Origin of the sequence: Paraburkholderia sprentiae WSM5005 (genome assembly GCF_001865575.2) — a bacterium.
Classification (GTDB): domain Bacteria; phylum Pseudomonadota; class Gammaproteobacteria; order Burkholderiales; family Burkholderiaceae; genus Paraburkholderia; species Paraburkholderia sprentiae.
Genome location: NZ_CP017565.2, coordinates 437,183 through 463,215 on the forward strand (window position 1 = coordinate 437,183; position 26,033 = coordinate 463,215).

A 26,033-nucleotide genomic window follows, 5' to 3' on the forward strand; every position below is an offset into this window, starting at 1 on the left:
CGAAATGAACGAAGCCGACAGGCAGGTCATGCCTTCAGCACACGGTCCCACGGAAACAGCTTGCGGCCGATGAAGGCGAGCACGATGTCCGTGCCGAGCCCGATGATGCCGATCATCATGATCGCCGCGTAGACGTTGTCGAAATGCTCGTAGCGCGCCTGCTGCGTGATATACCAGGTAATGCCCGAACTGGTGCCGACGAGCTCCGCGACGATCAGATAAGTCCATGCCCAGCCGAGCAAGATGCGTTGATCGCGATACAGATCCGGCAGAATGCCCGGAATCGCCACGTGCGTGAGCAGACGCAGCTTCTTCGTGCCGAGCGTCATCGCGGCTTCGAACAATCCATAGTCGAGCTTGCGCGCAGTATTCGCGATGATGAGCATCTGCTGAAAGAGCGTGCCGATCACGATGACGGCGATTTTCGGCGCGTCGTATATGCCGAGTATCGCCACCATCAATGCGCCGAACGCGGGCGCTGGCAGATAGCGGAAGAACTCGAAGAAGGGCTCCTGCAAACGCGCAAACGCGCTGTAGGTGCCGCAGATGATGCCGATCGGCACCCCGATCATCGACGAGATGACGAAGCCCCAAAAGATGATCTGGACGCTATGCCAGAGGCTTTGATGGAGCCACACGCCATCATGCGATGCGGGCGGCGTCGTGAACGCCGTATAGAACGCGCGCAACACCTGATGCGGCGCCGGCAGGTACACGGGATTGGCCGGCTCGCCAACGGGTAGCGCGGCATGATTCGCGCGCGCGTTGGCGAGCTCGTCGGCGAACGTGTCCTTGTCAATGCGCATTCCCGCCTGGAAGTAATCGACGCTGCCCGGATTGGTGATCAGCATTTGCGGATGCCATACGAATGGTACGTAACTAACCACGCACCAAACGAGGAGCGGCAGCGCGAACGAGCCGATCCCCAATATCCATTTGCCGCGCAGCGACAACTCGCGGCGCACCCCGAACCACTCCATCCGGCGATTGACTGTCATTGAACCCTCCGTTGCATGCTTTCCTCGCGTATTCATTGCCTGCGCCACTCACCTCTCGCTCGTCTCGCGGCTCGCGAGATAAGCACGCCATCCGCGGAACGCCGTGATGTCCGTCGCGCCCTCGAGCGCGATGCTTTCGCACAGGAAGCCCTGGACCTGCGCACCGTCGGCAAGCGTCAGCGTACCGATGCCAAGCGGCGCCGGCACCTGCGCGACAAAGCCCCCGAACACCGCGAGCGGCATCTCCCACACCTCGACCTCGATGGCCTCGCCGCCAGCCGGCACGCGCACGAGCCCGGGCTTCGCGACGTTGCCATTCGACGCGGCAGGCAGCGCGTAGAGCCGATAGGCCGGCGCGGTCTCAGTCGTCTCGGCAAGACGCGCGCCGCGCTGAGTCAACTGCCAGTTGAGCGGTTCGCCGCGCAGGTGTGCGCCGACGACGGCAACACGCACATTGGCCAGCTCACCGGTGGCGGGCGCAACGCGAGGCGCGCAATCGTCTGCTGCCTCGTCAAGCCAGGCGCGAGCCAGGTCAAGCAGCAAGATGTCCTGATGCGCGCGACCAACGAACGTCACGCCGAATGGCAGGCCCGCATGGGCTCCCGCATCGCATACGCCGGCCGGCACGGCGAGCGCCGACAGGTCCAGCAGATTGACGAAGTTCGTGTAGTAGCCGAAACGCGCGTTGACTGCGATCGGATCCGCTTCGAGTTCGTCGACGGTCGCCGTCGTGGGCGAAGTCGGCGTGAGCATCACGTCGATGTGCTGCCACACCGTTTCAGCCTGCATGCGCAATGCGGCAAGGCGATCGAGAGCGGCGAACACGTCCGCCGCGCTCCAGCGCGCCGCGCCACCGATGATCTCGCGCGTGACGGGAAAAAGCGCGTCAGGCTGCTGGTCGAAGAACGTGCGGATTCCAGCGAGGCGCTCGGCCACGAAAGGCCCTTCATAGAGCAAGCGCGCGGTAGCGAGAAACGGCTCGAAGTCGATTTCGATCACTTGCGCGCCGGCCGCGCGCAGCCGTGCGAGCGCGGCATCGAAAGCGCGCGCGTACGAATCGTCGTCGAAGAATTCGAGCTGCGCTGCGCGCGGCACGCCGAAGCGCACGCCGCGCAGCGAGCGCAGCGGCGCGGGCGAGCCCGATGTCGCCGCGAGGGGCATCCACTCGCGCGCATAGGGATCGCCGTCGGCCACACCGCGCGCGACGTCGAACACGCGCTGCGCGTCGTTCGCATTGCACGCGAAAATAGAAACGCAATCGAGCGACTTGCAGGCGGGCACCACCCCGAGCGTGCTCAGCACGCCCTTGGTCGGCTTCAAGCCGACGATGCCGTGAAAGGCCGCCGGCACTCGGCCCGAGCCCGCGGTGTCCGTGCCGAGCGAAAACGCGGCGACGCCGAGCGCGACCGCCACGGCCGACCCGGAGCTCGAGCCCCCCGACGCGTAGCTTGAATCGAGCGCGTTGCGACATGCACCGTAGGGAGAGCGCTGTCCCGACAGCCCCGTTGCAAACTGGTCGAGATTGGCCTTGCCGACCGGAATGGCGCCGTCCGCGATCAGCCGCTCGACGACTGCGGCGCTCTTGTCGGGCGTATAGGCATAGGCCGAGCAGCCGGCCGTCGTCGGAATACCGGCGAGATCGATGTTGTCCTTGATCGCGAACGGGATGCCGTAGAGCGGCAGCGAGTCGATATCGCATGTTTCCAGCGCGGCGAGATACGGCTCGAGTTCCGCCTCGGACAGAAGATGGATGAACACGTTATAGTCCGCGTTGAGTGCGGCCGCGCGTGCTCGCAGTTCGCCAATCAGACGCCGTGGGGTAGTCGTCCCGGCGCGATAGGCGGCGGCGAGCGTCGACAGACGGAGATCGAATGAAGGCATGGCGGATTCTGAGGAATGGTTCGAATAGGGGTTCATCGCTGAAGCTTCACGCGCGGCCGATTACGACGATGCGCTGCCCCGCCCGCACGGGCGAACCGGGCGCGACGTACACCTCGTCGACGATTCCGGCGCACGGTGCAACGACCGAAATCTCCATCTTCATCGACTCGATGACGAGCAGCACGTCGCCGGCCGCGACCTTCGCGCCGCGGTGCACGTGGACCTGCCAGAGATTGCCGGCGATCTCGCTGTCGACCGCGATCTGGTGGTCGTCGAGCGGCGTTGCGGCGGTGTCGACGGAGACGGGGGACTCGACTGCGTCTTCCACGCTGCCGGCTTCGTGCCAGCGTTGCCGCTCAGCCTGAAACGCGGCCTGTTGCTGCGCGCGGAAGCGGTCGATATCGTCGGCTTCGCGTTCGAGAAAGGTCTGGTAGTCGGCCAGCGACAGTTCGGTTTTCTCGATCCGCAACGGGTATCGCCCGAGCGGAAAGTCCGCGCGTATCCGCAACAGCTCGTCTGCCGGGACTTCGTAAAAGCGGATCTGGTCGAAGAAGCGCAGCAGGTACGGCTGGCCGGCAAAATCCGCGGTTTGCCGGAAGCGATTCCACATCTGCAGGGTGCGGCCGACGAACTGGTATCCGCCCGGACCTTCCATGCCATACACGCACAGATAGGCACCGCCGATGCCGACCGAATTCTCGGCGGTCCAGGTTCGCGCCGGGTTGTACTTGGTCGTCACGAGCCGGTGCCGCGGATCGAGCGGCGTCGCAACGGGCGCGCCGAGATAGACATCGCCGAGACCCATCACGAGATAACTCGCATCGAAGACGATCTCCTTCACTGCCTCGATCGAATCGAGATCGTTGATGCGGCGGATGAACTCCAGATTGCTCGGGCACCACGGTGCGTCCTTGCGCACGGTGGTCATGTATTTGTCGATCGCCAGTTGGCATGCCGAGTCGTCCCATGACAGCGGCAAATGCACGATGCGCGACGGCACGCGCAGGTCCTGCAGGAGCAGGACGCGTTGCCATGTGCTTGCGATAGTCGCGACCAGCGTGGCAAGCGGCAGGCGTTCCGGCTGGTAATGAATCTGCAGCGAGCGGATGCCGGGCGTGAGGTCGATCACGCCGTCGATGTCGAGTGCTTCGAGCGACTGCATCAAGGCGTGGCCGCGAAAACGCAATACGAGATCGAGCTCAGCGGGTCCGATTTCGAGCAGCAGGTGCGTATCGCCCGACAGGCGCGCAACCAGCCGTTCGCGATCCGAGCCGATGTCGAGCACGACCGGCGAGGCCAGTGCGGGCGTCGCGTCGATGCGGGAGGCGTCGAGCGGCGCGGCGTCTGCCTGGGCTTCGAGCGTGGCGGTCTCCGCGTGGCGGGCCAGCGCGGCGGCGCGTGCCGTCGCGACATCGACGGGAACGAAGCGCACCTTGTCGCCGGCCTTTAGCTGGCCGATCTGCCAGAGGTCTGCATCGATGATCGTGACCGGGCAGACGAAGCCGCCGAGACTCGGGCCGTCGGGGCCGAGGATCACGGGCATGTCGCCGGTGAAGTCGATCGCGCCCACTGCATACGGGTTGTCGTGAATGTTCGACGGATGCAGACCCGCTTCGCCGCCGTCTTCACGCGTCCATTCGGGTTTCGGGCCGATCAGGCGGACGCCGGTGCGACTCGAATTGAAGTGAGTCTCCCATTCGGTGGCAAGAAAGCGGTCGATGTAGGCGGCGCTGAAATATTCCGGCGCACCGTGCGGGCCATAGATGACCCTCAGTACGCGCACGTCGCGCAGTTGCGGCGTGAGCGGCTCGGGCAACACGGCGCCGGCCGTGCTGTCGGTCAACGGTTGAAGGTGCAGCACATCGCCGGCCCGCAGCGCGCGGCCGCCGTGTCCGCCGAACTGACCGAGCGTGAATGTACTTTTGCTGCCGAGATACCGCGCGACATCGAGTCCGCCACGCACGCTGAGATAGGCACGCGCGCCGGCGCCGCGGATCGTACCCAGCGCGAGCGTTGCGCCGGCGGCGATGAAGAGCGCCGTGTTCATCGGCTGGGCGATGTCGTCGACGGTGATCGGCAACGCCGCGCCTGTGATGGCGACGACCGCGTTCGTATTGAAGCGCAGCGTCGGGCCGCTCATGGTGATTTCGAGCGCGGCAGCGGACGTTTCGTTGCCGAGCAGGCGATTGCCGAGTCGCAACGCGCGGTCATCCATCGGACCCGACGGCGGGATGCCGACCGCCCAGTAACCGAGCCGCCCCGGATAATCCTGGACGGTCGTCTGCGTGCCGCCGCCCAGCACCTCGAGGGTGGTGGCGTAATAGCGCAGGCCTTCGAGACAGCGCGTCCACGGCTCGCCGCTCGCGAACGGCGTGTCATCAAGGATCTGCCGCAGATAGTCGCGATTCGTCTCGACGCCATACAGCCGGGTGGCGGCCAGCGCGTCACCGAGCGCGCGGCGCGCTTCATCGCGGGTCGGCGACCACGCAATCAGCTTCGCCAGCATGGGATCGAAGTGCGGCGGCACTTCGCAGCCGGCTTCGATCCAGGTGTCGATGCGCAGCGCGCGGCCATCGGCAGCGGGGAACGCAACGTCCGTCAGCAGGCCTGGACTCGGTTTGAAATCGCGGCCCGGATCTTCGGCGTATAGCCGCGCCTGAATCGCGTGACCCGTAGGGCGCAGGCCGCGCACAAGCGTATCGAGCGGCGCCAGCGTACCGGCTGCCAGTTCGATCATCCAGCGCACCAGATCGACGCCCCAGACCTGCTCCGTCACGCCGTGCTCGACCTGCAGACGGGTGTTGATTTCCAGAAAATAGAAGCGCTGTGCAAGGCTGTCGTAGACGAATTCGACGGTTCCCGCCGAGCGGTAGCTGACCGCCTTCGCCAGCCGGATCGCGGCGTCGCAGAGCGCATCGGCTATGCCGTCGGGCAGGTTCGGCGCGGGCGTCTCCTCCAGCACCTTCTGGTTGCGCCGCTGCACGGAACAGTCGCGCACACCGAGGGCGATGGCAGCGCCTTTGCCATCGCCGAAGATCTGCACTTCGAGGTGACGCGCGCGCTCGATGTATTTTTCGAGGAACACGCCAGCGTCGCTGAAGTTGTTCTGACCGAGGCGCTTCACGACATCGAACTGCGACATCAGTTCGTCGCCCGAGCGGCACACGCGCATGCCGATGCCGCCACCGCCCGCGGTGCTTTTCAGCATCACCGGGTAACCGATGCGTTCTGCCGCGTCCAGGGCTGCAGGAAGGTCGTCGAGCAGCCCCGTGCCCTCCAGCATCGGCACGCCCTGAGTGGCAGCAATCGCGCGTGCGGTGTGTTTGAGTCCGAACGCACGCAGCTGCTCGGTTGTCGGTCCGATGAAGGCGATGCCGGCCGCTTCACACGCTTCGGCAAAGGCCGCGTTCTCCGACAGGAAGCCGTACCCGGGGTGAATCGCCTGCACGCGTTCGGCGCGCCCAACGCCGAGGATCTTGCCGACGTCGAGATAGGTCGCGCCGGCTGCGCCTTCGCCGAGACTGTGTGCCGAGGCGGCTTCGGTGACATGCCGGCTCGCGCGATCGGCTTCGCTATAGACTGCGACACCCGCAACTTTGAGTTCGCGCAACGTGCGCAGAATGCGGCAGGCAATCGCGCCGCGATTGGCAATGAGGACTTTCTCGAACATGAAAGGATGTGCTTGGCATGGGGCGGGCCGTCCCGCCACGTGGGCATGCATACCGTGGCCGTCCACGGCATGTCAGCGATGAGGCTGTATGGCGTTTAGCGCTTCACGGGGGCGTGCGATGTCGCGCAACGATGCATCGGGAAATAGCCTTCCGCCCGAACCCGCAGCAGCTCGTAAATCCAGCCGCGCAAGGTCGTCAGTTCCATATCAGCAGCTCCGCTGGCGTCGGGTTGTAGGCGTTGCACGGGTTGTTCAGTTGCGGGCAGTTTGAGATCAGCACGATCACATCCATGTCCGCGCGCAACTCGACATATTTGCCGGGCGCCGAGATGCCGTCTTCGAACGTCAGGCCGCCGCTTGCCGTCACCGGCACGTTCATGAAGAAGTTGACGTTGCTCACGATGTCGCGCTTCGTCAGCCCCACGCCCGCCCCGCAGGTGCAATGAGTGACGGCGTGCAGAAAACTGTCGCGGCAGTTGTGCATGGAGTGCTTTTCGAGCGAGTAGCGGACCATGTTGCTTTCGGCCGCGCATGCGCCGCCGAGCGTGTCGTGGCGGCCGCAGGTATCCGCGACGATCGTCAGCATCGGATTTCCGAGATTCGACGTGAGCACGCTGCCTGCGGACAGATACAGATTGCGTTGCACGCGAATCGTGTCCTGTGCACTGTAGCGCTCGAGCGGATCGGCGCTGTTATAGAACAGCGTATCGACGGCCTGGTTGCCTTCGAGATCGAGAATGCGAAACACCTGTCCTCGCTTCAGTTCGTGAATCCAGGGCTCGCCGGCGGGCAGCGTGAAATGGTAGATCGCTTCACGCGGATCCAATTGGCTTTCGACGATGGGCATCGCGGTCTCCTTAAACAAACAGACGCTCGGTATTGACAAAGCCGCGCTCGTTCTCCGCGCATGACGAACGGCATGGGTCGTCGGCCGGTACGCGATCGTCGACCGCATAGACGCGGTAGGCGATCAGCTTGACGGGCTTCGGCTGGTACTTGGGGCTCGGGTCGAATGGATGAGGCGCGCTCGAAAACGCGGCGAGCGTATTCATCTCGAAGCGCAGATCGAATGCGTCGCCCGCACGCGAATGGTCCGGCGCGAACGTGAGCGAGCCGTCCTCGGCAGCATCGAGCTTGCTGAAGAAGTTGACGTTCGCAACGAGGTCGCGAGCGCCCAGCCCGTATTTCGCCAGCTCGACGAGCAGGCTGTCGCGCCCGTTGCGGATCATCTCGTTGCGATACTCCTGATAGCGCGCCGAGCCGTACTTCGTCGCGAACAACCCCGCATCGCCCACGCCGCCGACCGGATCGTGCCAGCCCAACGTGTCAGCGGTGATCGACGCGATTACGCGGCCCATGTCCGAATACAGCACGACACCGCGCGTGAGACGCGCTGTGTGCTGCGCCTTGAGCGTGTCGGCCATGTTGTATCGTTCGAGCGGATCCTCGTGGCGATAAAAGACCGCGGCGAGATTCGCGCCGCCTTCGACATCGACGACACGCAGCGCGAGCCCACGTCGCAAGACGCCGGACCAGTGTGTACCGGCGGGCAGAACTGTTTCCCACAGGACGTGCGGGATAGGCGGAAGGTCAAAGTCGACTGGAGGGTTCGACTGCATGGAGGCTCCTCTTAACGATGGGATCAGCATGAGAGGGGCGATAGACGACATCGCGACCTCCCGGGCTTTTATCCCTCCGTGGAGCCTCGCCGACGCCTTGGAAGCAAGGTTCGAGGGCAAGACCGGGCCGCTCTCGGACCAGGCATCGCCCATGAAGCAAGGCGACCGGAACCCTAGCGATCCTGAAGATGATGCAAATTGCTTCGCACCTCTCGCGGGACATTTAAGCGAGAACTGTGCCAGACCCGTCAGCGTGACGCAAAGCCATGCCGAAAGGCGGTGCGAGCGAGACGGCCCGATCGCACGCGATGCACTTCAACGGTGACATGCTGCCCCGCAGCGCTCGTCTGCACGATTTGCGCGCACAAACGTCCCATGTATGGGCAGCACTCGAGCAAGACAGTGCTATGGCACAGCCTTGCCGACGCCGGTACCGTCCATCCCGCTCGCCTCACTGCGCCGTCTGATCTGCGCGCACGTCTCTGCCGAAACTCGCCGGCGTCCTCAATCCTTCCGGCAAAGTCAGTTCGCCGCGCGTTACACGCCGCCGCAGATATTCGAAGGTCTGCGCGGTCTGCGCGAACAGATGCTCCCCCGCTGTGCGCCGCTCGTATCGCGCCGCGACCTCGGGCGTCGAGAACTGCGGCAGCGGCGCGACCTGGGTCCGATAGTCGCAAGCGAAGAAGAGCGGAAATGAGTACCGCTCTTGTGCGACTTTGCGCACGCGGTGCGTGGTGGCGACATAGGTCCCGCCGGTCCACGTCTCCAACATGTCACCGATGTTCACGACGAACGCATCCTGCAGCGGCGGCGCATCGATCCACTGCCCCGCTCCGTTCATCACTTCGAGTCCGGGGGCGGTCGGCAACAGGATCGTGAAGCATTCGTAGTCAGTATGGGCGCCGATGCCTGGGCGATCGTCGGCCGACGCGTCATAGGGATAGTGGACCAGCCGTAATTGACTTGGCGGCTTCGTCAGATAAGCGTCGAAGTAAGACTCGGGCAAGCCGAGGGCAAGCGCCACACCGCGAAACATCACACATCCGAGAGCAAACGCGTCTTCGTAATACCGGCTCACCGCTTCGCGAAAGCCCGGCTGATCCGGCCACACGTTCGGCCCAAGCATTGGCGTACCACACGACACATCGGGATCGTCAAGCGGCAAGTCGCGGCCCGTGTCGAATGCTTCCTTCCTGTCGCGCCCGCCGCCCGCGAACACCTCCTCGCCTTCGGGAACATAGCCGCGATGCGCTCTTGAATGGCCGATGTAGTAGCGCATCTTCCACTCTTGCGGCGACGCAAAGAAGCGCCGAGCCTCCTCAACGAGCGCCGCGCGCAATTCGCGCGCGACGCGATGGCCGGTCACGTAAAAGAAACCCGCTTCCCGCGCCGCCACATCGAGTTCGCGCGCGCTCGCAATGCGCGCGCTCAGGTCATCGCTGTAGAGTCCGCTCACGTCGACGATCGGAAGTCGATCAAAGGTGGCATGGTGATGAGTCTGGCTCATGACTCCACCCTCGCGCCAGGCATGCTCGCCGCGTCGTGCGCCGACCGATCGAGAAACTCCGCGAAATTACGGCGAGCCTGTCCGCCCATCCAGGTATTGACCTCCCATAGGTCTGCGACCGGCGCATTCGTGAAAGGAAGCGTGTGGAGATAGCCGTCGGGACCGAATTCGGGCGTCATCGTCGTCACCGGGTAGCCGGCGGCCATTTGCGCAGTCCAGAGCGCCTCCCAGATCCGCAGATGAGACTGCAGGCAATCGGCGTATTCGGGCGCGGCGGGATGTGGCACCTGCGGACCTTGCGGATAGCCAATGCGTCCGTGAATGTGGTGCGCGTGGGGCGCGATCTCCGCGAGCGTATCCCATTCACTGTCGAGCAGCCGCTCGCATACCACGACCCAGTGACTGAAGTCGCACGTCAGCCTGAGTTGCGGCACGGCGCGCACAACGTCGCGCGTGATCCACGGGTTAAAGAGCGAGCGGCTTCGGTGTGTCTCGAAGCTGCACATTACATCGTGCCTCGCGGCCAGTTCGACGGCACGCGAGAAAAAGTCGATCTGCGTCGCAGCCGGCCATGCATCGCAGCCGGCGATCACACTGAAAAAGCGCGGCTTCAGCGGCTTGCCCAAGACAATCTTCGCCTCCAGATCGTGCAAATGCTCGGCAGGCGTTGCCGAACGCACTGGCACATAGCTGCCTGCAGTCGTGATCTCAGCGATGAACGCGAGATTCTCATCTGCGATCGCTGACTCAAACGCTTCGCGCTGAGCGGCGTCGGCAGGCACCTGCGCCTCGATGCCGTCAAAATCGGCCTCCCGCACCAACGGCGCAGCTTCGCGCGGCCCTGCCCCATAGCCCCAGAATGTCTTGAAGAGTTCAAGCTTCATCATCGCCCCATTACATGTAAAGTTGCATGCAATAGTACATTCGAATGGATGGACGTCAATATGCTGACGATGAGCCGGCTCGGCTCGCCCATGATGCGCACGATTTCCGGGCTCGCGCGCACGAAAACAACGCATCTTTCCTCATAGTGATGAATCGATGAAGAAGAAAATCAGCCGCGCCAAAGCGCAAGCCGTGGCGCGCGCGATTCTCGACATGGACTTCCAGTGGTCCGCTTACTTCGGCGACTTGGGTTTGAGCGACCTCAACTACAGCGATCTGTTCTGTCAGATGTGGGCGGACGAACAGGCCTCTTTTCCGAAGACGGCGCTCTACGGCTTCATGCCCGGTGTCAGCCGCCGCACCGCCGTCAGCTACGTCCAGGACCTGATCGATCAAGGTTGGCTGCTTCAGACGGGCGGCAAGGACGACCGCCGTATCAAGTATGTGCGACTCACGCCCATGATCGAGGAACGGCTTGAGCGTTTCCTCGCATTCGTACATCAGCGGTTTGCCGCGCTCGAGTGAATCGACAGCGTCCGTTCGCACTGTTCAAGACGACGATGCGAAAACCGCCTGGCATGGTTCTCGCATAGCCTTCCGGGAGAGGTGCGGCGGAGTCGCATCTTAGGGATGCTAGGGTTCCGGTTCGCGAGAACGTCTGGTCCGAGAGCAGACCGGTGGGCCGTGGCGATTGGCTTAAAGCGATCCGGCGACTCACTACACGGCGGGATAAAAGCCCGGGAGATTGGTGGTAGCGACAGCTGCCTGCACCTCTCCATGGCCGGCTTTCCGTCTCGCGTGTCCCGCAGGAACCGGTCATGTCGTGGTCCCGTGCACGTCATGTCGCACGAGCCGCTTAGACAACTCAATCTTCACCGGTCTCCTGGAGTCCAACAATGAAAAGAATCAAATCCGCGCTTACCGAAATTGCGCCGTCGCGTCTTGTGCGCCGCACGTTCGCGGGCATCGCGACCGCGCTCGCCATCGGCGCCGCCATGCCTGCGCAGGCCGCCGCGCCGCTAAAGATCGGCTACAGCGACTGGCCCGGCTACGTCGCCTTCCAGATCGCTATCGACAAGGGCTGGTTCAAGCAAGCCGGGGTCGACGTAGACTTCGAATGGTTCGATTACTCTGCATCGCTCGACGCCTTCTCGGCGGGCAAACTCGACGCGGTGGGCACGACCAACGGCGATGCGCTGGTGACCGGGGCAAGTGGCGCGAAGAACGTGATGATCCTGTTGACCGACTACTCGAGCGGCAACGATATGATCGTCGCGAAGCCGGGCACCAAATCGATCGAAGCGCTCAAGGGCAAGAAAATCGGCGTCGAAGTCGGTCTCGTCGACCACCTACTGCTCGACACCGCACTCGAAAAGCACGGCATGAAGGAATCGGACGTGACGCTTGTAAATGCGAAGACCAACGAACTGCCACAGGTGCTGGGCTCGTCCAGCGACATCGCGGCGGTCGCGCTCTGGCAGCCGAACGCGGGCGAAGCCCTCAAGCGTGCGCCCGGCTCGCGCCCGATCTTCACCTCGGCCAATGCCCCGGGTCTCATCTACGACGTGTTTACGGTCAACCCGGCGAGCGTCGCTGCACGTCGCGCGGATTGGGAGAAAGTGATCGGCGTCTGGTACCGTTGCGTTGCCTACATAAACGATCCGAAGACGCAACCGGACGCGCTGAAGATCATGTCCGCGCGCGTCGGTCTCACGCCCGAGCAATATCTGCCCTTGCTCAAAGGCACACATCTGCTCGATGCTGCGGCCGCGAAGAAAGCGTTCGGCAAAGGCCCAGGCCTCGACTCGCTCTACGGTTCGAGCGAGAACGCTGACAAGTTCAACATGCGCAATACCGTCTACAAACAGCAGCAGGACGTGAACACCTATATCGATCCGTCGCTGACCGCAGCACACTAAGTGATAAGTCGCATCGTGCCTCGCAGCGCGATGCGACTTGTCAAGAGCAGGAACAAACTGATGACACAGGTTTTGCGGGTATGGCCCCTCCTAAGCGCGATGCACCGTTACGACAAGTCGATATCGACACGCAATCGCGGCATCGGCACCGACATCGACGCCCCGATCCTTGCGTACCTGATCGAGACGCGAAACGGACGCGTCCTTTACGACGTCGGCTGCGACTACCGCAAGATCGCGGACCCGGCGCTGCGCGAGCGCTACTACGAGTGCGGTGCCGCCCCGATGCCTGCGCCTCAGATGACCGAGGAGCAGCGCATTCCAAACCATTTGGCACGCCTCGGACTACAGCCGTCGGACATCGACGTGGTGATGATCGGCCATCTGCATTTCGATCACGCAGGCGGCCTGTGCGAGGTGTGCGGCTCGGACATTCACGTGCATGCGGATGAGCTCGAGGCAGCGCGCGCGCAAGCGGATCTCGCCTACTTCCAGGACGATTTCATTGGCGACTATCGTTGGCGAACGCAGCGCGACGAGTACGACGTGGCGCCCGGCGTACGCACAATCAACACGCCCGGCCATACCGCGGGCCACATGTCGCTGTGGATCGAGCTGCCGCGCGGCAGGCCCGTGATACTCGCGGGCGACGCGGCCGACCTGACCGAGAACATCGACGAGGAGGTGGCGCCGGGCGTCTGCTGGAACGATCGAGAAGATCTCGCCCTCACGAGCATTCGCAAGCTGAAAGCGCTCGCGGCGGAGTCTGGCGCCACGATCTGGCCGAATCACGACATCGCGTTCTGGCACACGTTGGCGCGTGGACCGGCCTGGTGTGCGTGAGACACCGCGCAACTGAACGCTGATCCTGAACATGCCGTCGCTTCGTCGATTCGCAACAGTCGGCCCACGCTCGGCACGTTGACGTCCTGCGGCTTTGTCGCGGTAAGGCTCAAAGAGCGAGCGGAATAGATATACGAAGTACCGCTTATATTCTCAAGAGTGCCGAGTTCGGCACGGTCTTGGGGCTATGTGGCCAGTCTTAACATCTCGAAGGTGTCAGGGTCCTGTCTTTCGGCGATGAATTTCGCGAAGAAATTGGTTTTGGCGCTATTCACGAGAAATTCGGGCAGGCATTGGCGTAATGCTCCAGAGCCTTCGATCGTCTTGATGACATCGTAGCGGCTGTACTCCCTTCCCAGTGCAATGTAATAGCCGAGGACGGCACGGGTGCAGACATCGATAATGACAAGGAGCCACGCCCGGTCGATCTCGAACTCCTGCTCAAACCCAAGCGGGTCACACGTGACCACCTTGAGTCGGATATCAAGCCGGTGACCGTCGAATTCGACCACCTAATACGGACGAGTCGCCGCAGGGACACCTGCATCGTTCGGCCGTGGCAATCCCTTCAGATGCGAAGCGCCTGCCGACCGCGCGGCTGTGTCGAAGCGGCGCAACAACTCCGCCTTCACGCGCCGCGCGAGGGAGCGGATCGCGCGGTCTGAAGTATTGAATGGGTAATCCGCGGCAGTCAGACCAAGCGTGCGGCATTGGCGGAGAAATTCATCGTGCAGCACTCGCAAACCCTGCAGCCTGGTTCGAAGCCCAGAGTCCGTATGTATCTGCACGAGCATTACCTTGCGATGCCTGACCTTGAGCAGCAGCCAGCCTGCGAGGGCTGGATATTGCTCGAACAGGAGGGATAGCGCACCCGCCGCGCCACAACCGCCGCGGTTACGACGGAACTCGACGGCTTGTACGCGCGTATAGTCCGCGATGTGTGTGTAACGTACGAGAGCACGGAAACCAAACGGTCTGCCATCGGGGTGCGTCGACATCGCGCGCTCCGGCAAGCGATACAACTGCCGACGGTTGACACCTGTTGATAGCTCGATCGATTTAACCGGCCCTCCGGCGGCATACCGCACCACCGCCTCTTCGCGCCGTTCGAAAGCTCGCCGGGCGGCTTCATCGAGTTCTGTGTGCGCAACGGTAGGCCAGACACTCAGGTCGATCGCCTGCAACTCCGGCTTCCAGTGGCTTATGATCCTGCCTCCGCCCGTACAAATGGCGTCAGCAGAGATAGTGGTTGGGTGCGAAGCTCCGCTGCCGTGACCCGCCCGCTGCACAACAGGGCGAACAGTGCCGCTCGGCACAGAACGGGATCGCCAGTCGAAAATTCACGCTCGATGGCGAGTAGTCTCTGAGGCACTGCAACGAACCGCGTTATCGCTTCCGATAACGCCGCGGGAATAGGTCCCGGTTGGCGATAACATATGGCAGCATGCGCTGCCAGTTCTCGATCCATACTCGCGCGGCAGTCAGCTCAGCCAGGGCGATCCGACGGACCGATAACGTATAGCCATCAAGCGAACATTGCGAATGCCCTCCTCCACTGGTGCATTCCCTAAGATCGGCATCGCTTAGGATAACCAATTCATCTTTATCAACGTAGGGAACCCAAAAATCCGCGAGCTGGAGGCGCTCCCCGATCTTGATGTAGCCGGGGCGCTCACAGAAGTCGGACACCGCCGGGTCCGTCTCAAGCAACATCCACATTGCGAGCAGGGAACGTCGATAGAAACTCAACCGGCGCTGCAGCTTAGGGCTGAACGCATCGAATCAATGCGCGCCTCGCGGTCGCTTGAGCGCTATCGGCTTGACTATCACGGACGATCTCATGGGATCCACGCCTTGAAGACGGGATTCGAAGTGTAGGAGGCGGATTGACGAATTTAATACGTACATATGCGAATTGACAGATTTGCGACGTTTCCCATGTACGCAAAAATGTCAACATGCACGCGGCTTGCCCCGCCAGCGCTGACCCGGCCAGTGACAGATTTACTCCGCTCTACGGTTGGGCACTGCCTAGCCGACTAACTCTCCGCTAAACACATCCTTGAGGCCGGCCAGACGCAGCCATCGCTGATCGGTCGCGATATACGGCCGGCCTTCAATCGGGCCGCCGCTGGCGAGGATTATTCGTTGTTCTGGGTCGGCAATATGCGTGGAGTTCTGGTAGGACACGACCCAGAAGCATGGGACGATATCGCGATCGCTCGGTACGCGGGCTTCGGCGCACTACGACGGATTCTGCAAAGCGCGGCATACGAAGAACATGCAGCGCCGCATCGCCGCGCAGCGCTCGCCGATTGGAAGTTCATCGTGACGACTCAGCCTAATAAGCTCCCCGCATGAGGATCTTGGTGGCGCCTTCGGCGTCAGTTTGCGGTTCAGCGAACGCCCTCACGTCACGCTCGCACTGGCGATCGCGCTTGTTCCGCGCGTCCTTGAAGACGCCGATAAGCAGCTCACGAACATCTTTGAGCATAACAATGAAACCGGCGAGTGCCTTGGTGCAAGGTTTTTCAGTGGGGGTTACCGTGCAACATTTGGTTGTAGGCCATGCCAGGTTGGGCCTTTACCCAATGCTACATAGGAGTGTGTTGCATCCACCGGTTGAATCCGCCCTCCGCAGCGGACCTTCATGTGTAGATCATGTCAGTCGCGTCTCCGGTCTCATGGAAAAGAGGTAGGTGCACGATGATCGCGCAGCCGTTTCCCGGTGAACTGACAACAACGATCCGGCCACCCAGCATCAGGACGCGCTCCTCCATTCCCGCCAGTCCGAACGATCTTTTTCTGGTCGCCAGAGGATCGAATCCTTGACCGTCGTCCCGTACTTCCAGCACACAGGAATCCGGCGTTCGCTCGAGCGTGATGGTCACCTGGCTGGCCGCAGCGTGACGGGCAACATTGGTCAGCGCCTCCTGGGCGACGCGAAACAGTACGATAGCGCGGTCCTCGCTCAGCACGAGGTTCTCGTCCTGCACGCGGAGGCGACACACGGTGCATGGATTGTGGTTGAATTCCGCAACGAGCCACTCGAGCGCAGCCACAATGCCTGCGTCCAGCGCTGCAGGGCGTAGCGACGCGATGACACCCCGGACAACCCGCATGGTGTTGTCCACCAGCGTCGTCAATGCCTGGGCCTGTTCGGCCAGCGCTGGCAGGTCCTTGCCAAACTGCAGGGCTAACGTCGATGCCCTCATGCGAAGGGCTGTGAGGTGTTGTCCCAGTTCGTCGTGCATTTCCCGTGCAATGTGCTTGCGCTCTTCCTCACGAGCCGTCTCGCGACGGGAGGTGAGCTCTCGCAGCATCTCGTAGGACTCACGCAAGCGGTGCTCTGCTTTCTTGCGTTCCGTCAGATCGAGCACGAACGCGACACCCTCGTTTCCGCCCTCCTCGAACGTGGCGACGCCGATCAGCACGGGCACGCGGCTGCCGTCTTTCCGGAAGTACTCCTTTTCGAACGGTTCCAGGCGCCCAGTCACTTTCTGTTGTGGTATCCATTGACTCAGGTCACGGGCTAGCCATTCCGGTGGCGTGAGGTCCATCCAGCGTAGCCGGCCCGCCGTGAGGTCCTCGCGGTCGTAACCCACAACGCGCAGAAACGCGTCGTTGGCCTCGAGAACGTGGCCTTGGAGATCCCATATGAAAATACCGATGATGTTCGCGTCGACGAGGCGCCGGATCTTTGCTTCGCGTTGTTCGAGTTCGCGGTACAAGCGCGTATTCTCGAGCGAAGTCGCCGCCTGGGAAGCAAGAAGCCGAAGCAACGCAATCCGGGCCGGCGCGAAGACGCGCGTTTGGGCCAGCTCGGCCAGCGTCTCGTCGCCCTTGAGCGCCGCGAGTGCCACCTTTGCCTTGAACGCCGGTGAGTGTGTCCGTCGGTTGCGTTTCGTCATCTTCTGATTCCTTGTTGCCGGCCACTATGACCGACTCACGCCCCCTAACTCTTCCACTTACCGACCTGTCCGGATTCTCGGCGTCACTTCTGTTACCCGGGTGTAGATTGCGGAAACCTTCATCAGTCGCTCCACTCGGTCGAGCTTGCTCATGATCCGGACCAGCATGTCCTGCACCCGCTCCGGTTTCATGGCCAGCACTCAGAAGCGCATTCCAGGTCAGCGCGAGGGCCTCCCTGGTGGTGCTCCGGCACCATGTCTTCAAGATGACGAAGACTCCACGCACAGGCCTCTCCGACACCGAGACAAATCGGATTCCTCATCATTCGCCAACGCCGCTTCAAACGCATGAACAAAACGCTGAAACGCATCCAGGGTCCCATGGACGCTTCGGTACTCGGTGCGCCCGATTCTGCCGTCGAGTATGACCAGCATTCCGGCATTCCCCGCCAATTCCAAGATGTTCATTCCGTTCTCCTCAGATCGCCCGACTATCGACCCGCTCACGCCGCGAGCCGGTAAGAGCGCATCGCGGGCATCTCAGCATCCAGCGACACCGCGTTCCTCAAACGAAAATCGGTCCGACCTCATACAGGCATTGCCTTGCCAGCAGGATCCGGTCCATGATCTCTACGCGCGCGATGCTGAAGGTGAATTACGCCGTTTTCCTCTTCGCCGCCGCCGGTACGGTCACGCTTGATCAGCCTGTCGGCAGCTACCCTCAATACTTTAAACAGAAACGTCTTACTTTCGATACGAATAGGAATCCTTATTGCCTCCAGGTCGCGTCAACGGCGCGGAGCTCGCTTTTCCCACCGGAGCGGGATGGCGCTATTAGGGAGGGTTCCGTTGGCTGGTTCGCACCACGCCGTTATTCATTGTGGTAAATCGCGAACTCTCGAGCAGGCGCTCGCTCCGTCCTCAATCTATTTTCGTCAGCCGACGTATCCTCATATCCGAGCGCCATGCCCGACAGCAGAATGTGGCTGTCAGGGATGTTCAGGATGTCGTGGACGACGCCACCATATTCGCACCAGGCTTGCTGCGGGCATGACGCAATTCCGTAGCACTGTGCCGCGATCATTACGTTCTGCATGAACATGCCACTGTCAAGCCAGGAGCCCGCCAGGAGATATCTGTCCATGGTGAAGAACAAGCCGACGGGGGCACCGAAGAACTTGAAATTGCGAAGCATCGCCTCCTTGCGGGAAACATGGTCTGAGCGTTCAATCCCGTAAAGACTGTATAGGTCGAAGCCGACCTTGCGTCGTCGCGATAGATGGACGTCGTGCAGTTTTTCCGGCATGTAGGCATACTCGTCACACCGCCTGCCTTCGCGAGCGGCCTCCAATACGGCTGCGGACAGCCGATTTCTGGCATTGCCGGTTACCACATGAACGTGCCAAGGCTGAATGTTCGTACCTGAAGGGGCTCTTGCAGCCAGGTTGAGAATGTCGTCGATCACGCCCGCGGTAATAAGCGTATCCAAAAACCGTCTTACCGACCGACGTTGGACAATAGCTTCGATCGCGCTTACGGAAGGCGTTGCATTCATAGGTTGGTCACTCTTTAATAGCGGCAAGACTAATTCGTCCCGGCACCAATCGAGGCAATAGAACCGTCTTTTTTGCGCTGCTCCCGCAGCACAAACCGTTGAATCTTCCCGCTCGGAGTTTTGGGAAGCTCGGCGGAAAAGTGGACCTGGCGAGGGTAAGCGTGAGCCGCATAGCGGGTCTTTACCCACTGCTGAATGTCATGTTCCATTTCGGGCCCCGCCTTTTCAGGCCGACGCAGTACGACATACGCTTCGATAACCTCGCCCCGCACCTTATCCGGTACCGCAATCACTGCGCATTCGGCGACATCCGGGTGCGCGGCGATCACCGATTCGACCTCAAACGGGCCGATCCGGTAGCCAGCCATGATGATTACGTCGTCCTCTCGCGAGGAAAAGAAGAAGTAACCGTCTTCGTCGACGCGGCCCAGGTCGCCGCTCAGATACCATCTTCCGTCGCCGGCAAAGCGCTCAGCGCTTTTCGCAGAATCGTCCTCGTAGCCCTTGAACCAGGCCAGCGGGCTTTCCGTCAGTTCGAACGCGACTCGGCCCACCTCGCCGACTCCGACCTCGACATCATTGTCGCGATCGAGCACAACCGCCTTCCATCCCGGCATCGCGACACCCATTGAGCCCGCTTTCACAGGCCGCGCGAGACGTGGGTCATGATGGTTATTGATGAGCATGCCAGCTTCCGTTTGACCGTAATGATCAAACACTTCGACACCAAGGGCGCCGACCGCCCATTCATTCACATCCGGTGTGAGCGGTTCGCCCGCACTTGAGGCGCAACGGAGTGCAAGGCCGGGAGGCGGCTCAATTTCCGAACACAACAAGGAGCGATACACGGTCGGCGCAGCAGCAAAGTTTGTCACTTTGCGATCGACCAGGACGCGGTACGTCGTCAGAGGCTCAAACCCAGCTTTCAGCAAGACACTGTGAACGCCGGTGCACAAGGATCCGATAACGCCAAAGTATAGGCCGTAGCCCCAGCCGGGGTCAGCAGCGCACCAGTAGACATCGTCATCGCGTACGCCGATACCGAATTCGACATAGCTATGGAATGTGGCGAGCGCTCGAATCGGAACGACCACCGCCTTCGGCCGACCCGTGGTACCGGAGGTGAAGATGTGGATGAAGGGGGCATCCCCGCCCAGTGAGGCAGCCGCGCTTACCGGCTGCTGCGCACCGCCCTTGAGGACTGATTCGAAAGTAACGGCCAGCGGATCGGCGCTTGCCGCTTGCTCACCCCCGATCACTACAACACGCCACGAAGGGTTTTCCGGCGTATCTTCGCCTGGGGCTAGCTTTGCAGCTTGAGCGGAATCGCAGATCACGACCTTCGCATGACTGCCGGCTAGTCTCAGCGCTATCGCGGCCTGCGCGAATGCCGTGAAGAGCGGCACATGCACCGCGCCTAGCCTCCAGATCGCCATCAGCGCGATCAGGAATTCCTGACTTTTGCCGGCCAGGGTAGCAACCCTATCGCCTTTTCCAATCCCAAGCGATGCAAGACCGGCGGCAAATGCCTCGGACTGACGCTTCAGTTCACCATAGGTCAAGCGTTTAGCTTCGAGTGTCGCATCAACGACCTCGTACGCCACGCTCTGCGGATTGTGCCTGTCGCACAGGAGCCAGGCCACACTTGCAGAAGGATCGGAGTATTGACTCACCAGTTCGGTTACCCGCAGGCGCGGGTCCAAAAGAGTCGTTTTGATATCCATATCTGTCTCCCGAATTTTTTAGGACCGAGGGCGGGTCGATGATCTTGTTTAAGTAGAATTGTGATTCTCTTAACAATAGTGCGGCACCGCCTCGCTGTCAAGCTCGGGGGCCTAGGTATCAGCACTCAACCCCCAGCCCCCAGCCCGCCCGGATGTTTGTCGCGAACTGCCATGTCATAATGACTTTCAAGAGCACGCTCCGAGCAGGCCTTCTGACCTCGTACGACATCTGCACCGACGGTGAGCTGAAATGGAAAATCTACTTAACGTACCGCGCGTCCGCATCCGTCGCCGCGGCGCAGACAAATATCCGCTGATCCTCAAGGCTGCGCGTGCGCTGGTCGCGCAATCGGGATTTCGCGAAGCGCAGATGTCGTCGATCGCAGACGCCGCCGGGCTTGCGATTGGAACGCTCTATCGATATTTCCCGTCCAGAACAGAACTCATGGTCGAGGTTGTAAAGACGACCGCGCAGCGAGAAGTAGATGTCGTCGCCGGAATTGCGATGCGTGATGGAACTGCTCGCGATCGGCTTGGTGCGGCGGCATGGACTTTTGCAAGCAGAGCATTGCGCGGGCATCGCCTGGCACATGCTCTCGTTGCCGAGCCGGTCGAGCCTGACGTGGAGGCAGCTCGCCTTGTTTATCACCGCGCGCTGTCGCGAGTCTTCAAGACGATCATCGAGCAAGGAATCGCGGGGAACGAATTCCCCGTTCAGGATGCCGCCGCCTCGGCGGATTGCATCGTGGGATGCCTGTTTGAGGGCCTGGTGGCGCCACTTACGATTAACCCGGCAGACCCTGCGCCGGAGCAAGCTGCCCACGCCACGGCGATTATCGCTTTCTGTCTGCGAGGGGTGTCGGGCGACTCGCGACCGTTCTCTCCTCCCGCCTATTGAATCCTAAGCTCGGCGACGAACCGGCTTGCTAGGCGATGGGCCACAAACTGGAGAGGCTCAAGCGGGAAGTGCAGTTTGCCGGCATTCACCGCGGCCGGTCGCTCGAGGTGATTACTGCGGATTAGTCGGCCATGGTGCGAGACTCTTGCCGCTTGAACAGAATCTGCGTTTGACGAGCCCCGAGTCCGGGCTTACTTTGTTGCCCCCCAAAAAAGCCAACGGTCCCCGGTCCCAACGGCTTTTCCTGAAAGCTCAGCCCTTGGCAGACGCCGCATCAGGTCTGGTTTCGACGATGATGTGATTAACTGCAAGACGGGCAAGACGCTTATTTTTGACTGAATACAAGAGTGAGGCAGTTTGCTTGTGAGCTACTGCCCCACTACAAGTCAATGGTTACTGCATCCCGGCTAACGTGCCTGCGGTCCCCAGGCGGAGCATCGAGTTGTCCCCGTCCGCACAACTCCAGTTTGCAGCGTCTGCCGGTGATCCAGAACCTGAGTAATGTGCTTGTGCGGGGAAGGGACAAAGCGGCATGGTGCGCGACACAGGTTTTGTTGAGTCGTCGTCGGTATACTTCGTCGCGATAATGCTGTCGGGTGCCTGGCCGGTTCCTACCCAATTGTCCAGCGAAGCAAGTGCATCGTGCTGCGGGTCAAATGGAATTGTTGGAGAGAACTGTTGATACTGGCTTACGAAAGCGTTGGGACCAGCTCCGCCCTGACAATGATCCATGCCCGGGGCCAGGAAGAGTCGCACGTTTTTCTTCAGCGCCGCAAATCCCCCTTCCGCGGACGCAAGATTCTCATAGTACGTGACCGTGTTGTTCGCATTCAGATAGGGATCGGTGAGACCGTGATACATGAACAGTTTTCCACCTTTTTGAATGAACGGTGCAAGAGCCGCCGGATCATCCCACGTGCCATTGAGGAACGCGTTCTGGATCGCGCCCGTAGTCTGCGAGGGGAACGTGACATGGAATGTCGAAGGGTCCGCAGGATCCGAAAGCCCAAACGTCTGTCCGAGCGTCGTTCTTCCATCATATTTCGGGTCACCGTTGAAAACGATGTTCTTGAGCGTGTAGTTCGAAAACGCCCAGTCGTTGAACATCGTGAGGTAGGGTTGAGGACCGAACGGGTCGGGACCCGCAGCCGGCTGTGACGGGAAGGCGGCGGTGTCGGCTGCGTCCGCTAATGTACCCGGCGACCAACCCGCGGCAAGAACGGAGCCGGTCTGGTCGCGGGCAGCCGAGACGATCGCGGCCACACTATCGATCTGATCCGAGCTCAAGCACGAATCGCTTCCGGCAGCGCCTGCTGCACACATCGGGATGTCTTTGCGGGGATTGAAGTTGCACGCGTTTGGATTTTGTATCAGCCCATCTGTGACACCGTCAGCTGCATCGCAGGCAGTCGTCATAGCGGAGGCAACAAGTTTCATTTGCGCGCCTGATAACTGAGCACTCGTGCTGCGAAGCTGAACCAGTGCGCGCGTCATGGTGTTAGGATGATTCTTGCGCGGGTTATACGGTGCGCCCGCTACGATTCCGTCAAAGTCCAGTGGATACTTCGTTGCTTCGACCATCGCTTCGCGACCACCGTCCGAACAGCCCATAAAATATGAACGCTTCACGGTCTGAACGTTGTATGCAGACGCCGTTGCATGCTGGCCAAGTACCGCCATTGTATGCACCGCGCGATGCAGATAATCCTGTACGGCATCGGTATTTTGCACACCTGGAGAACTTACGGCCCAACTACTGTCGGACTCGAGGGATGTTCCCGTTGCAGCAATGGAACCGTCTACATGACCGTCGTCGGTTTGCCAGACCGCAAAACCAGCGCGGAGATGAGCTGGATTGGGAGCTCCCGACTCGCCAACGTTTCCGCAGTTGCCACCGCATCCAATCTGGAGGTACTTGCCGTTCCACTTATCTGCAGCAGGAAATCCTGCTGCAAAATTTGCGGTCTTGCCGGTTACGGAATTGGTAACGAAGCTCCCGGTAACCAGACAATAGGCGGGTGCACCATCGCCCAAGGCATTCTCAGCTAGCAGGTTGACCCCTCCTTTGGTCGCGCGGAATACTGCCGGCAGGCTCGTCCACAAATTTGGGATGTCCTTGACCGTGACGCCCGTCGGCATTGCTTTCTGCATGGTCGAGGTGGTGCACATTTCCGCTAACGTCGGCTGCTGCGGCGACGCAGTCTGTACACCCCCCCCGTCGCCACACCCCGCCGTCATCAGCGAAACAGCTACGCTGGCTATCGCCGAAATCCTGACATTCATTTGTGTCTCCGTGTCGTTTTATTACTTTCGATAAAGAGGGCAGTGCGGAAGCGCGGCAGGCGCCAGAAGCAAGCCAAAGCGATCTTAAGTGAATCTTGGTTTCAGTTAACGATATGTGTCATCGCGAAGGCTGTCAACCGCAACGGTGTCGGTGTTAATACCAAGCCCAAGCTGGCAGCTGGTCGGGCCGGATCGTCGCCATTGAATGTTTTTGTAAGCTTGCTACCGACCAGATCCGTTTGCGGATCCGCCGTAACCGGACTTAAGACCGAATACGTCCGCGCCGGCTCGCCTCGAGATCGTTGAGTACGGCTCCCCGTCAAAGCTTGTGGAGAGCCAGGATCGTCCGCCGCCAACTGATGTTCAAGAGAATAGACGAGCGTCACTTCGGGAGACGACGTCTGCGATCGATGTGTACCGTGCGCTAGCGCGCCATGTCCGCCGGCATGTCGCACCCGACGGAAATCGATGGGTATCCCGGTTTATGGACTCGTGTGACCCACTCGAGATCGCCGAGCGCATTTGCTGTAGCAGTAGAGCACAGAAGGCATTTGTTGCCATGCTTTGGGCGCGCTCGGTCGAACCCGGCGTCGAACAACGATGCTGGCCGTACCGACTCCCCTCACCCGGATTTAATGGCACCCTTGCAGCGATGGTGACGGCTGATTGTCAGCTCCGCGGCGCGGATGGTGCCGACAACAGGACGCGGCACTGGCTGGAATGCCACGCAGCTCGCGTGAGCCTCGGAGTGCGCTGGCGCGACGCCTAGGCGCGTACCACCGCCGCTGCGCGCCTTGGACTTGCCAGATGGGACAACGGATCACCCGAGACATCGTGGAATGACAGTGCATGGCTCGCGCTCGTCTCGCCTTTTGGCGTTCGATTCGCGACGTCAAACTTTACAAACTGGTCAACGGAACCGCGTGCCAGCAAATCGCTGCGGAAGGCGGCAAACGTCGCGCGTGAGCAGGCGCGGCTGGATCGGCCCGGTGCGCCCGCGCACGTCACCGGACTGGCGGCCGTTTAACGGCACCTTGTCGGCGCGGTCGGTCGCGCACGCGCTGTCGATTCTCGGCGCCCTGTTCCGCTGGCTGGTCGAACAGCGCTACGTGCTGGCCAATCCGTTTGCCGGCATCAGGGTGCGCGGCGGCAAGACGGCATCGGCGCTCGACGCGTCGCGCGCCTTTACCGACGGCGAATGGGCACTGCTTCGTACGATGGCCGACGGGCTGGAATGGTCTCACGGCTGGACGGTTCCGGCCGCGCAGCGCTTGCGGTTCCTGCTCGATTTCGGCTTTGCGACGGGTTTGCGCGCGAGTGAGCTGGTGGGTGCGACGCTTGGCCACGTCGAGACGGACGCACGCGGCGAGCACTGGCTGCGCGTCACCGGCAAAGGCGGCAAGATAGCGCGGGTGGCGCTGCCGCCGCTCGCGTGGGACGCACTGGTCCGCTATCTGGCCGGGCGCCAGTCGCCGACAACTACGGCGCGCTGGCGGCCGAACACACCGGTCATCGGCAGCCTGGAAGCGGACAGTGACGCGGCCATCAGCAGTGTGCGGCTATGGAGCGTGCTCGAGCGCTTTCTCGTCCTTGCCGGCAGTGCGATCGAGACCGATCACCCGCCGCTCGCGGAGAAGCTGCGCCGCGCCAGCCCCCACTGGTTGCGGCACACCCACGCTACCTACGCGCTCGGTCACGGCGCCGAACTTACCACGGTGCGCGACAACCTGCGGCACGCCTCGGTATCGACCACCTCGATCTACCTGCACAGTGACGAGGTTAAGCGCGCGCGGCAGATCAGTGAGGCGTTTACGACCCGGAAGTGAGCGCGACAACCTGCATGACCGACCGGCACGGTGGTTGACCGTTTCCTGATGACGGTTCGATCGCCGGTACAAACCGGCAAGCGGAGCGCGCAATCCTCCGCCCACTTTAGTGATGTCAGGCAGCCAGTGGCCCCATGCCGGCGACCATCGCTGGCATCATCGGAGCGATCGACAGCCTGCTCACTCGCCTACGAGATGACGCCCGGAACCAGCCATGGAGAAACCTGAATTCGAGCCGCAGATTCTGGCAAGTCGACAGGGTGTGTGGTTCTGGCTCGTCCGCGGAAACACCACCGTCGAATGCATCGTCACGATTGCAGCGCTGGAGGCCCATTTCTGGCTTGAGCCGCGGGCCGAGGACGCCCGGATCCTGAGGATTTTCCGAGACGGGTACAGCCGCATCCGCGCGATCGCCGAACGGAAGCTACTTGCGCATCGGTGCGTACGCCTGGAACTGACACCCGATGACTTCGAGCGCCCCTGAGCAGCGCGGGTGAATCGGGCACGCTTCTCG

At 61.6% G+C, this 26,033-nt stretch carries 19 protein-coding genes, 2 pseudogenes and 2 riboswitches; of the genes and pseudogenes, 6 read left to right on the top strand and 15 right to left on the bottom strand.

Annotated features, from left to right (window positions below; translation table 11 throughout):
• Window positions 1-26: 26 nt before the first annotated feature.
• The 7 genes from BJG93_RS35770 to BJG93_RS35800 all read right to left on the bottom strand — a co-directional run bounded on the left by BJG93_RS35770 (window position 27) and on the right by BJG93_RS35800 (window position 10,559).
• A complete protein-coding gene (locus tag BJG93_RS35770) occupies window positions 27-998 on the bottom strand; it encodes an ABC transporter permease (protein ID WP_027193616.1) in 972 nt (323 codons plus the stop codon).
• Between the two features lie 48 nt (window positions 999-1,046).
• Complete coding sequence (gene atzF, locus BJG93_RS35775) at window positions 1,047-2,879, bottom strand: allophanate hydrolase (RefSeq protein ID WP_027193615.1); 1,833 nt, start codon at window positions 2,877-2,879, stop codon at window positions 1,047-1,049.
• Window positions 2,880-2,925: 46 nt separating this feature from the next.
• Window positions 2,926-6,549, bottom strand: coding sequence for an urea carboxylase (uca, locus tag BJG93_RS35780; RefSeq protein WP_027193614.1), 3,624 nt, complete (start codon window positions 6,547-6,549; stop codon window positions 2,926-2,928).
• Between the two features lie 196 nt (window positions 6,550-6,745).
• On the bottom strand, window positions 6,746-7,396 hold the full coding sequence (locus tag BJG93_RS35785) for an urea amidolyase associated protein UAAP2 (RefSeq protein WP_027193613.1): 651 nt from the start codon (window positions 7,394-7,396) through the stop codon (window positions 6,746-6,748).
• Between the two features lie 10 nt (window positions 7,397-7,406).
• Complete coding sequence (locus BJG93_RS35790; RefSeq protein WP_027193612.1) at window positions 7,407-8,168, bottom strand: urea amidolyase associated protein UAAP1; 762 nt, start codon at window positions 8,166-8,168, stop codon at window positions 7,407-7,409.
• A 55-nt stretch (window positions 8,169-8,223) separates the two neighbouring features.
• Window positions 8,224-8,356, bottom strand: a riboswitch (guanidine-I (ykkC/yxkD leader).
• A 263-nt stretch (window positions 8,357-8,619) separates the two neighbouring features.
• On the bottom strand, window positions 8,620-9,675 hold the full coding sequence (locus BJG93_RS35795) for an isopenicillin N synthase family dioxygenase (RefSeq protein ID WP_027193610.1): 1,056 nt from the start codon (window positions 9,673-9,675) through the stop codon (window positions 8,620-8,622).
• A complete protein-coding gene (locus BJG93_RS35800; RefSeq protein ID WP_051374162.1) occupies window positions 9,672-10,559 on the bottom strand; it encodes a sugar phosphate isomerase/epimerase family protein in 888 nt (295 codons plus the stop codon). The genes BJG93_RS35795 and BJG93_RS35800 overlap by 4 nt, the downstream gene beginning before the upstream one ends.
• 157 nt (window positions 10,560-10,716) lie before the next feature.
• Between BJG93_RS35800 and BJG93_RS35805 the strand changes: the two genes are divergently transcribed.
• The 3 genes from BJG93_RS35805 to BJG93_RS35815 all read left to right on the top strand — a co-directional run bounded on the left by BJG93_RS35805 (window position 10,717) and on the right by BJG93_RS35815 (window position 13,322).
• Window positions 10,717-11,085 carry a MarR family winged helix-turn-helix transcriptional regulator gene (locus BJG93_RS35805; RefSeq protein WP_027193609.1) on the top strand — a complete coding sequence of 123 codons (369 nt, stop codon included), beginning with the start codon at window positions 10,717-10,719 and terminating at the stop codon, window positions 11,083-11,085.
• 97 nt (window positions 11,086-11,182) lie between these two features.
• Window positions 11,183-11,306, top strand: a riboswitch (guanidine-I (ykkC/yxkD leader).
• A gap of 150 nt (window positions 11,307-11,456) precedes the next feature.
• A complete protein-coding gene (locus BJG93_RS35810; protein WP_027193608.1) occupies window positions 11,457-12,479 on the top strand; it encodes an ABC transporter substrate-binding protein in 1,023 nt (340 codons plus the stop codon).
• 60 nt (window positions 12,480-12,539) lie between these two features.
• Complete coding sequence (locus BJG93_RS35815) at window positions 12,540-13,322, top strand: N-acyl homoserine lactonase family protein (RefSeq protein WP_027193607.1); 783 nt, start codon at window positions 12,540-12,542, stop codon at window positions 13,320-13,322.
• A gap of 185 nt (window positions 13,323-13,507) precedes the next feature.
• On the opposite strand, the gene BJG93_RS36335 is transcribed toward BJG93_RS35815, so the two are convergent.
• The 7 genes and pseudogenes from BJG93_RS36335 to BJG93_RS35850 form a co-directional block, all read right to left on the bottom strand.
• The gene (locus BJG93_RS36335) at window positions 13,508-13,834 is read right to left on the bottom strand and encodes a hypothetical protein (RefSeq protein ID WP_051374098.1); all 327 of its coding nucleotides are present in this window, start codon (window positions 13,832-13,834) and stop codon (window positions 13,508-13,510) included.
• Entirely contained in the window at window positions 13,835-14,506 is a 672-nt protein-coding gene (locus tag BJG93_RS35820) for a hypothetical protein (RefSeq protein WP_051374097.1), read from the bottom strand.
• A gap of 847 nt (window positions 14,507-15,353) precedes the next feature.
• A complete protein-coding gene (locus tag BJG93_RS35830; protein ID WP_154671644.1) occupies window positions 15,354-15,512 on the bottom strand; it encodes a hypothetical protein in 159 nt (52 codons plus the stop codon).
• Window positions 15,513-15,970: 458 nt separating this feature from the next.
• A pseudogene (locus BJG93_RS35835) lies at window positions 15,971-17,134 on the bottom strand (PAS domain-containing sensor histidine kinase); the annotation flags it as partial.
• A gap of 360 nt (window positions 17,135-17,494) precedes the next feature.
• A complete protein-coding gene (locus BJG93_RS35840; RefSeq protein WP_034476863.1) occupies window positions 17,495-17,701 on the bottom strand; it encodes a hypothetical protein in 207 nt (68 codons plus the stop codon).
• 403 nt (window positions 17,702-18,104) lie between these two features.
• Entirely contained in the window at window positions 18,105-18,788 is a 684-nt protein-coding gene (locus tag BJG93_RS35845; protein WP_027193605.1) for a nitroreductase, read from the bottom strand.
• 29 nt (window positions 18,789-18,817) lie between these two features.
• Window positions 18,818-20,512: an AMP-binding protein gene (locus tag BJG93_RS35850; protein ID WP_071336758.1), complete on the bottom strand. Its 1,695-nt coding sequence runs from the start codon at window positions 20,510-20,512 to the stop codon at window positions 18,818-18,820.
• A gap of 250 nt (window positions 20,513-20,762) precedes the next feature.
• Here BJG93_RS35850 and BJG93_RS35855 point away from each other — a divergent pair, with 250 nt between their 5' ends.
• Window positions 20,763-21,410 carry a TetR/AcrR family transcriptional regulator gene (locus tag BJG93_RS35855; RefSeq protein WP_027193603.1) on the top strand — a complete coding sequence of 216 codons (648 nt, stop codon included), beginning with the start codon at window positions 20,763-20,765 and terminating at the stop codon, window positions 21,408-21,410.
• 393 nt (window positions 21,411-21,803) lie between these two features.
• Here the strand turns inward: BJG93_RS35855 and BJG93_RS35860 are convergent, their stop codons facing one another.
• Window positions 21,804-23,693: a tannase/feruloyl esterase family alpha/beta hydrolase gene (locus BJG93_RS35860; protein WP_071336757.1), complete on the bottom strand. Its 1,890-nt coding sequence runs from the start codon at window positions 23,691-23,693 to the stop codon at window positions 21,804-21,806.
• A 968-nt stretch (window positions 23,694-24,661) separates the two neighbouring features.
• On the opposite strand from BJG93_RS35860, the pseudogene BJG93_RS35865 reads away from it, so the two are divergent.
• Both BJG93_RS35865 and BJG93_RS35870 read left to right on the top strand, forming a co-directional pair.
• Window positions 24,662-25,519: pseudogene (locus BJG93_RS35865) on the top strand (tyrosine-type recombinase/integrase); the annotation flags it as partial.
• 214 nt (window positions 25,520-25,733) lie between these two features.
• Window positions 25,734-26,003, top strand: a complete 270-nt coding sequence (locus BJG93_RS35870; RefSeq protein WP_027193601.1) for a DUF1488 family protein — start codon at window positions 25,734-25,736, stop codon at window positions 26,001-26,003.
• Window positions 26,004-26,033: the final 30 nt, after the last annotated feature.

What these genes read in the sequence shown, in the direction of transcription:
- BJG93_RS35800 (WP_051374162.1), bottom strand. Translation starts at nt 10,559, where the DNA reads ATGAAGCTTGAACTCTTCAAGACATTCTGGGGCTATGGGGCAGGGCCG.
- atzF (WP_027193615.1), bottom strand. Translation starts at nt 2,879, where the DNA reads ATGCCTTCATTCGATCTCCGTCTGTCGACGCTCGCCGCCGCCTATCGC.
- BJG93_RS35795 (WP_027193610.1), bottom strand. Translation starts at nt 9,675, where the DNA reads ATGAGCCAGACTCATCACCATGCCACCTTTGATCGACTTCCGATCGTC.
- BJG93_RS35770 (WP_027193616.1), bottom strand. Translation starts at nt 998, where the DNA reads ATGACAGTCAATCGCCGGATGGAGTGGTTCGGGGTGCGCCGCGAGTTG.
- BJG93_RS35805 (WP_027193609.1), top strand. Translation starts at nt 10,717, where the DNA reads ATGAAGAAGAAAATCAGCCGCGCCAAAGCGCAAGCCGTGGCGCGCGCG.
- BJG93_RS35860 (WP_071336757.1), bottom strand. Translation starts at nt 23,693, where the DNA reads ATGAATGTCAGGATTTCGGCGATAGCCAGCGTAGCTGTTTCGCTGATG.
- BJG93_RS35870 (WP_027193601.1), top strand. Translation starts at nt 25,734, where the DNA reads ATGGAGAAACCTGAATTCGAGCCGCAGATTCTGGCAAGTCGACAGGGT.
- BJG93_RS35785 (WP_027193613.1), bottom strand. Translation starts at nt 7,396, where the DNA reads ATGCCCATCGTCGAAAGCCAATTGGATCCGCGTGAAGCGATCTACCAT.
- BJG93_RS35855 (WP_027193603.1), top strand. Translation starts at nt 20,763, where the DNA reads ATGGAAAATCTACTTAACGTACCGCGCGTCCGCATCCGTCGCCGCGGC.
- BJG93_RS35850 (WP_071336758.1), bottom strand. Translation starts at nt 20,512, where the DNA reads ATGGATATCAAAACGACTCTTTTGGACCCGCGCCTGCGGGTAACCGAA.
- BJG93_RS35840 (WP_034476863.1), bottom strand. Translation starts at nt 17,701, where the DNA reads ATGAACATCTTGGAATTGGCGGGGAATGCCGGAATGCTGGTCATACTC.
- BJG93_RS35845 (WP_027193605.1), bottom strand. Translation starts at nt 18,788, where the DNA reads ATGAATGCAACGCCTTCCGTAAGCGCGATCGAAGCTATTGTCCAACGT.
- BJG93_RS35815 (WP_027193607.1), top strand. Translation starts at nt 12,540, where the DNA reads ATGACACAGGTTTTGCGGGTATGGCCCCTCCTAAGCGCGATGCACCGT.
- BJG93_RS35810 (WP_027193608.1), top strand. Translation starts at nt 11,457, where the DNA reads ATGAAAAGAATCAAATCCGCGCTTACCGAAATTGCGCCGTCGCGTCTT.
- uca (WP_027193614.1), bottom strand. Translation starts at nt 6,549, where the DNA reads ATGTTCGAGAAAGTCCTCATTGCCAATCGCGGCGCGATTGCCTGCCGC.
- BJG93_RS35790 (WP_027193612.1), bottom strand. Translation starts at nt 8,168, where the DNA reads ATGCAGTCGAACCCTCCAGTCGACTTTGACCTTCCGCCTATCCCGCAC.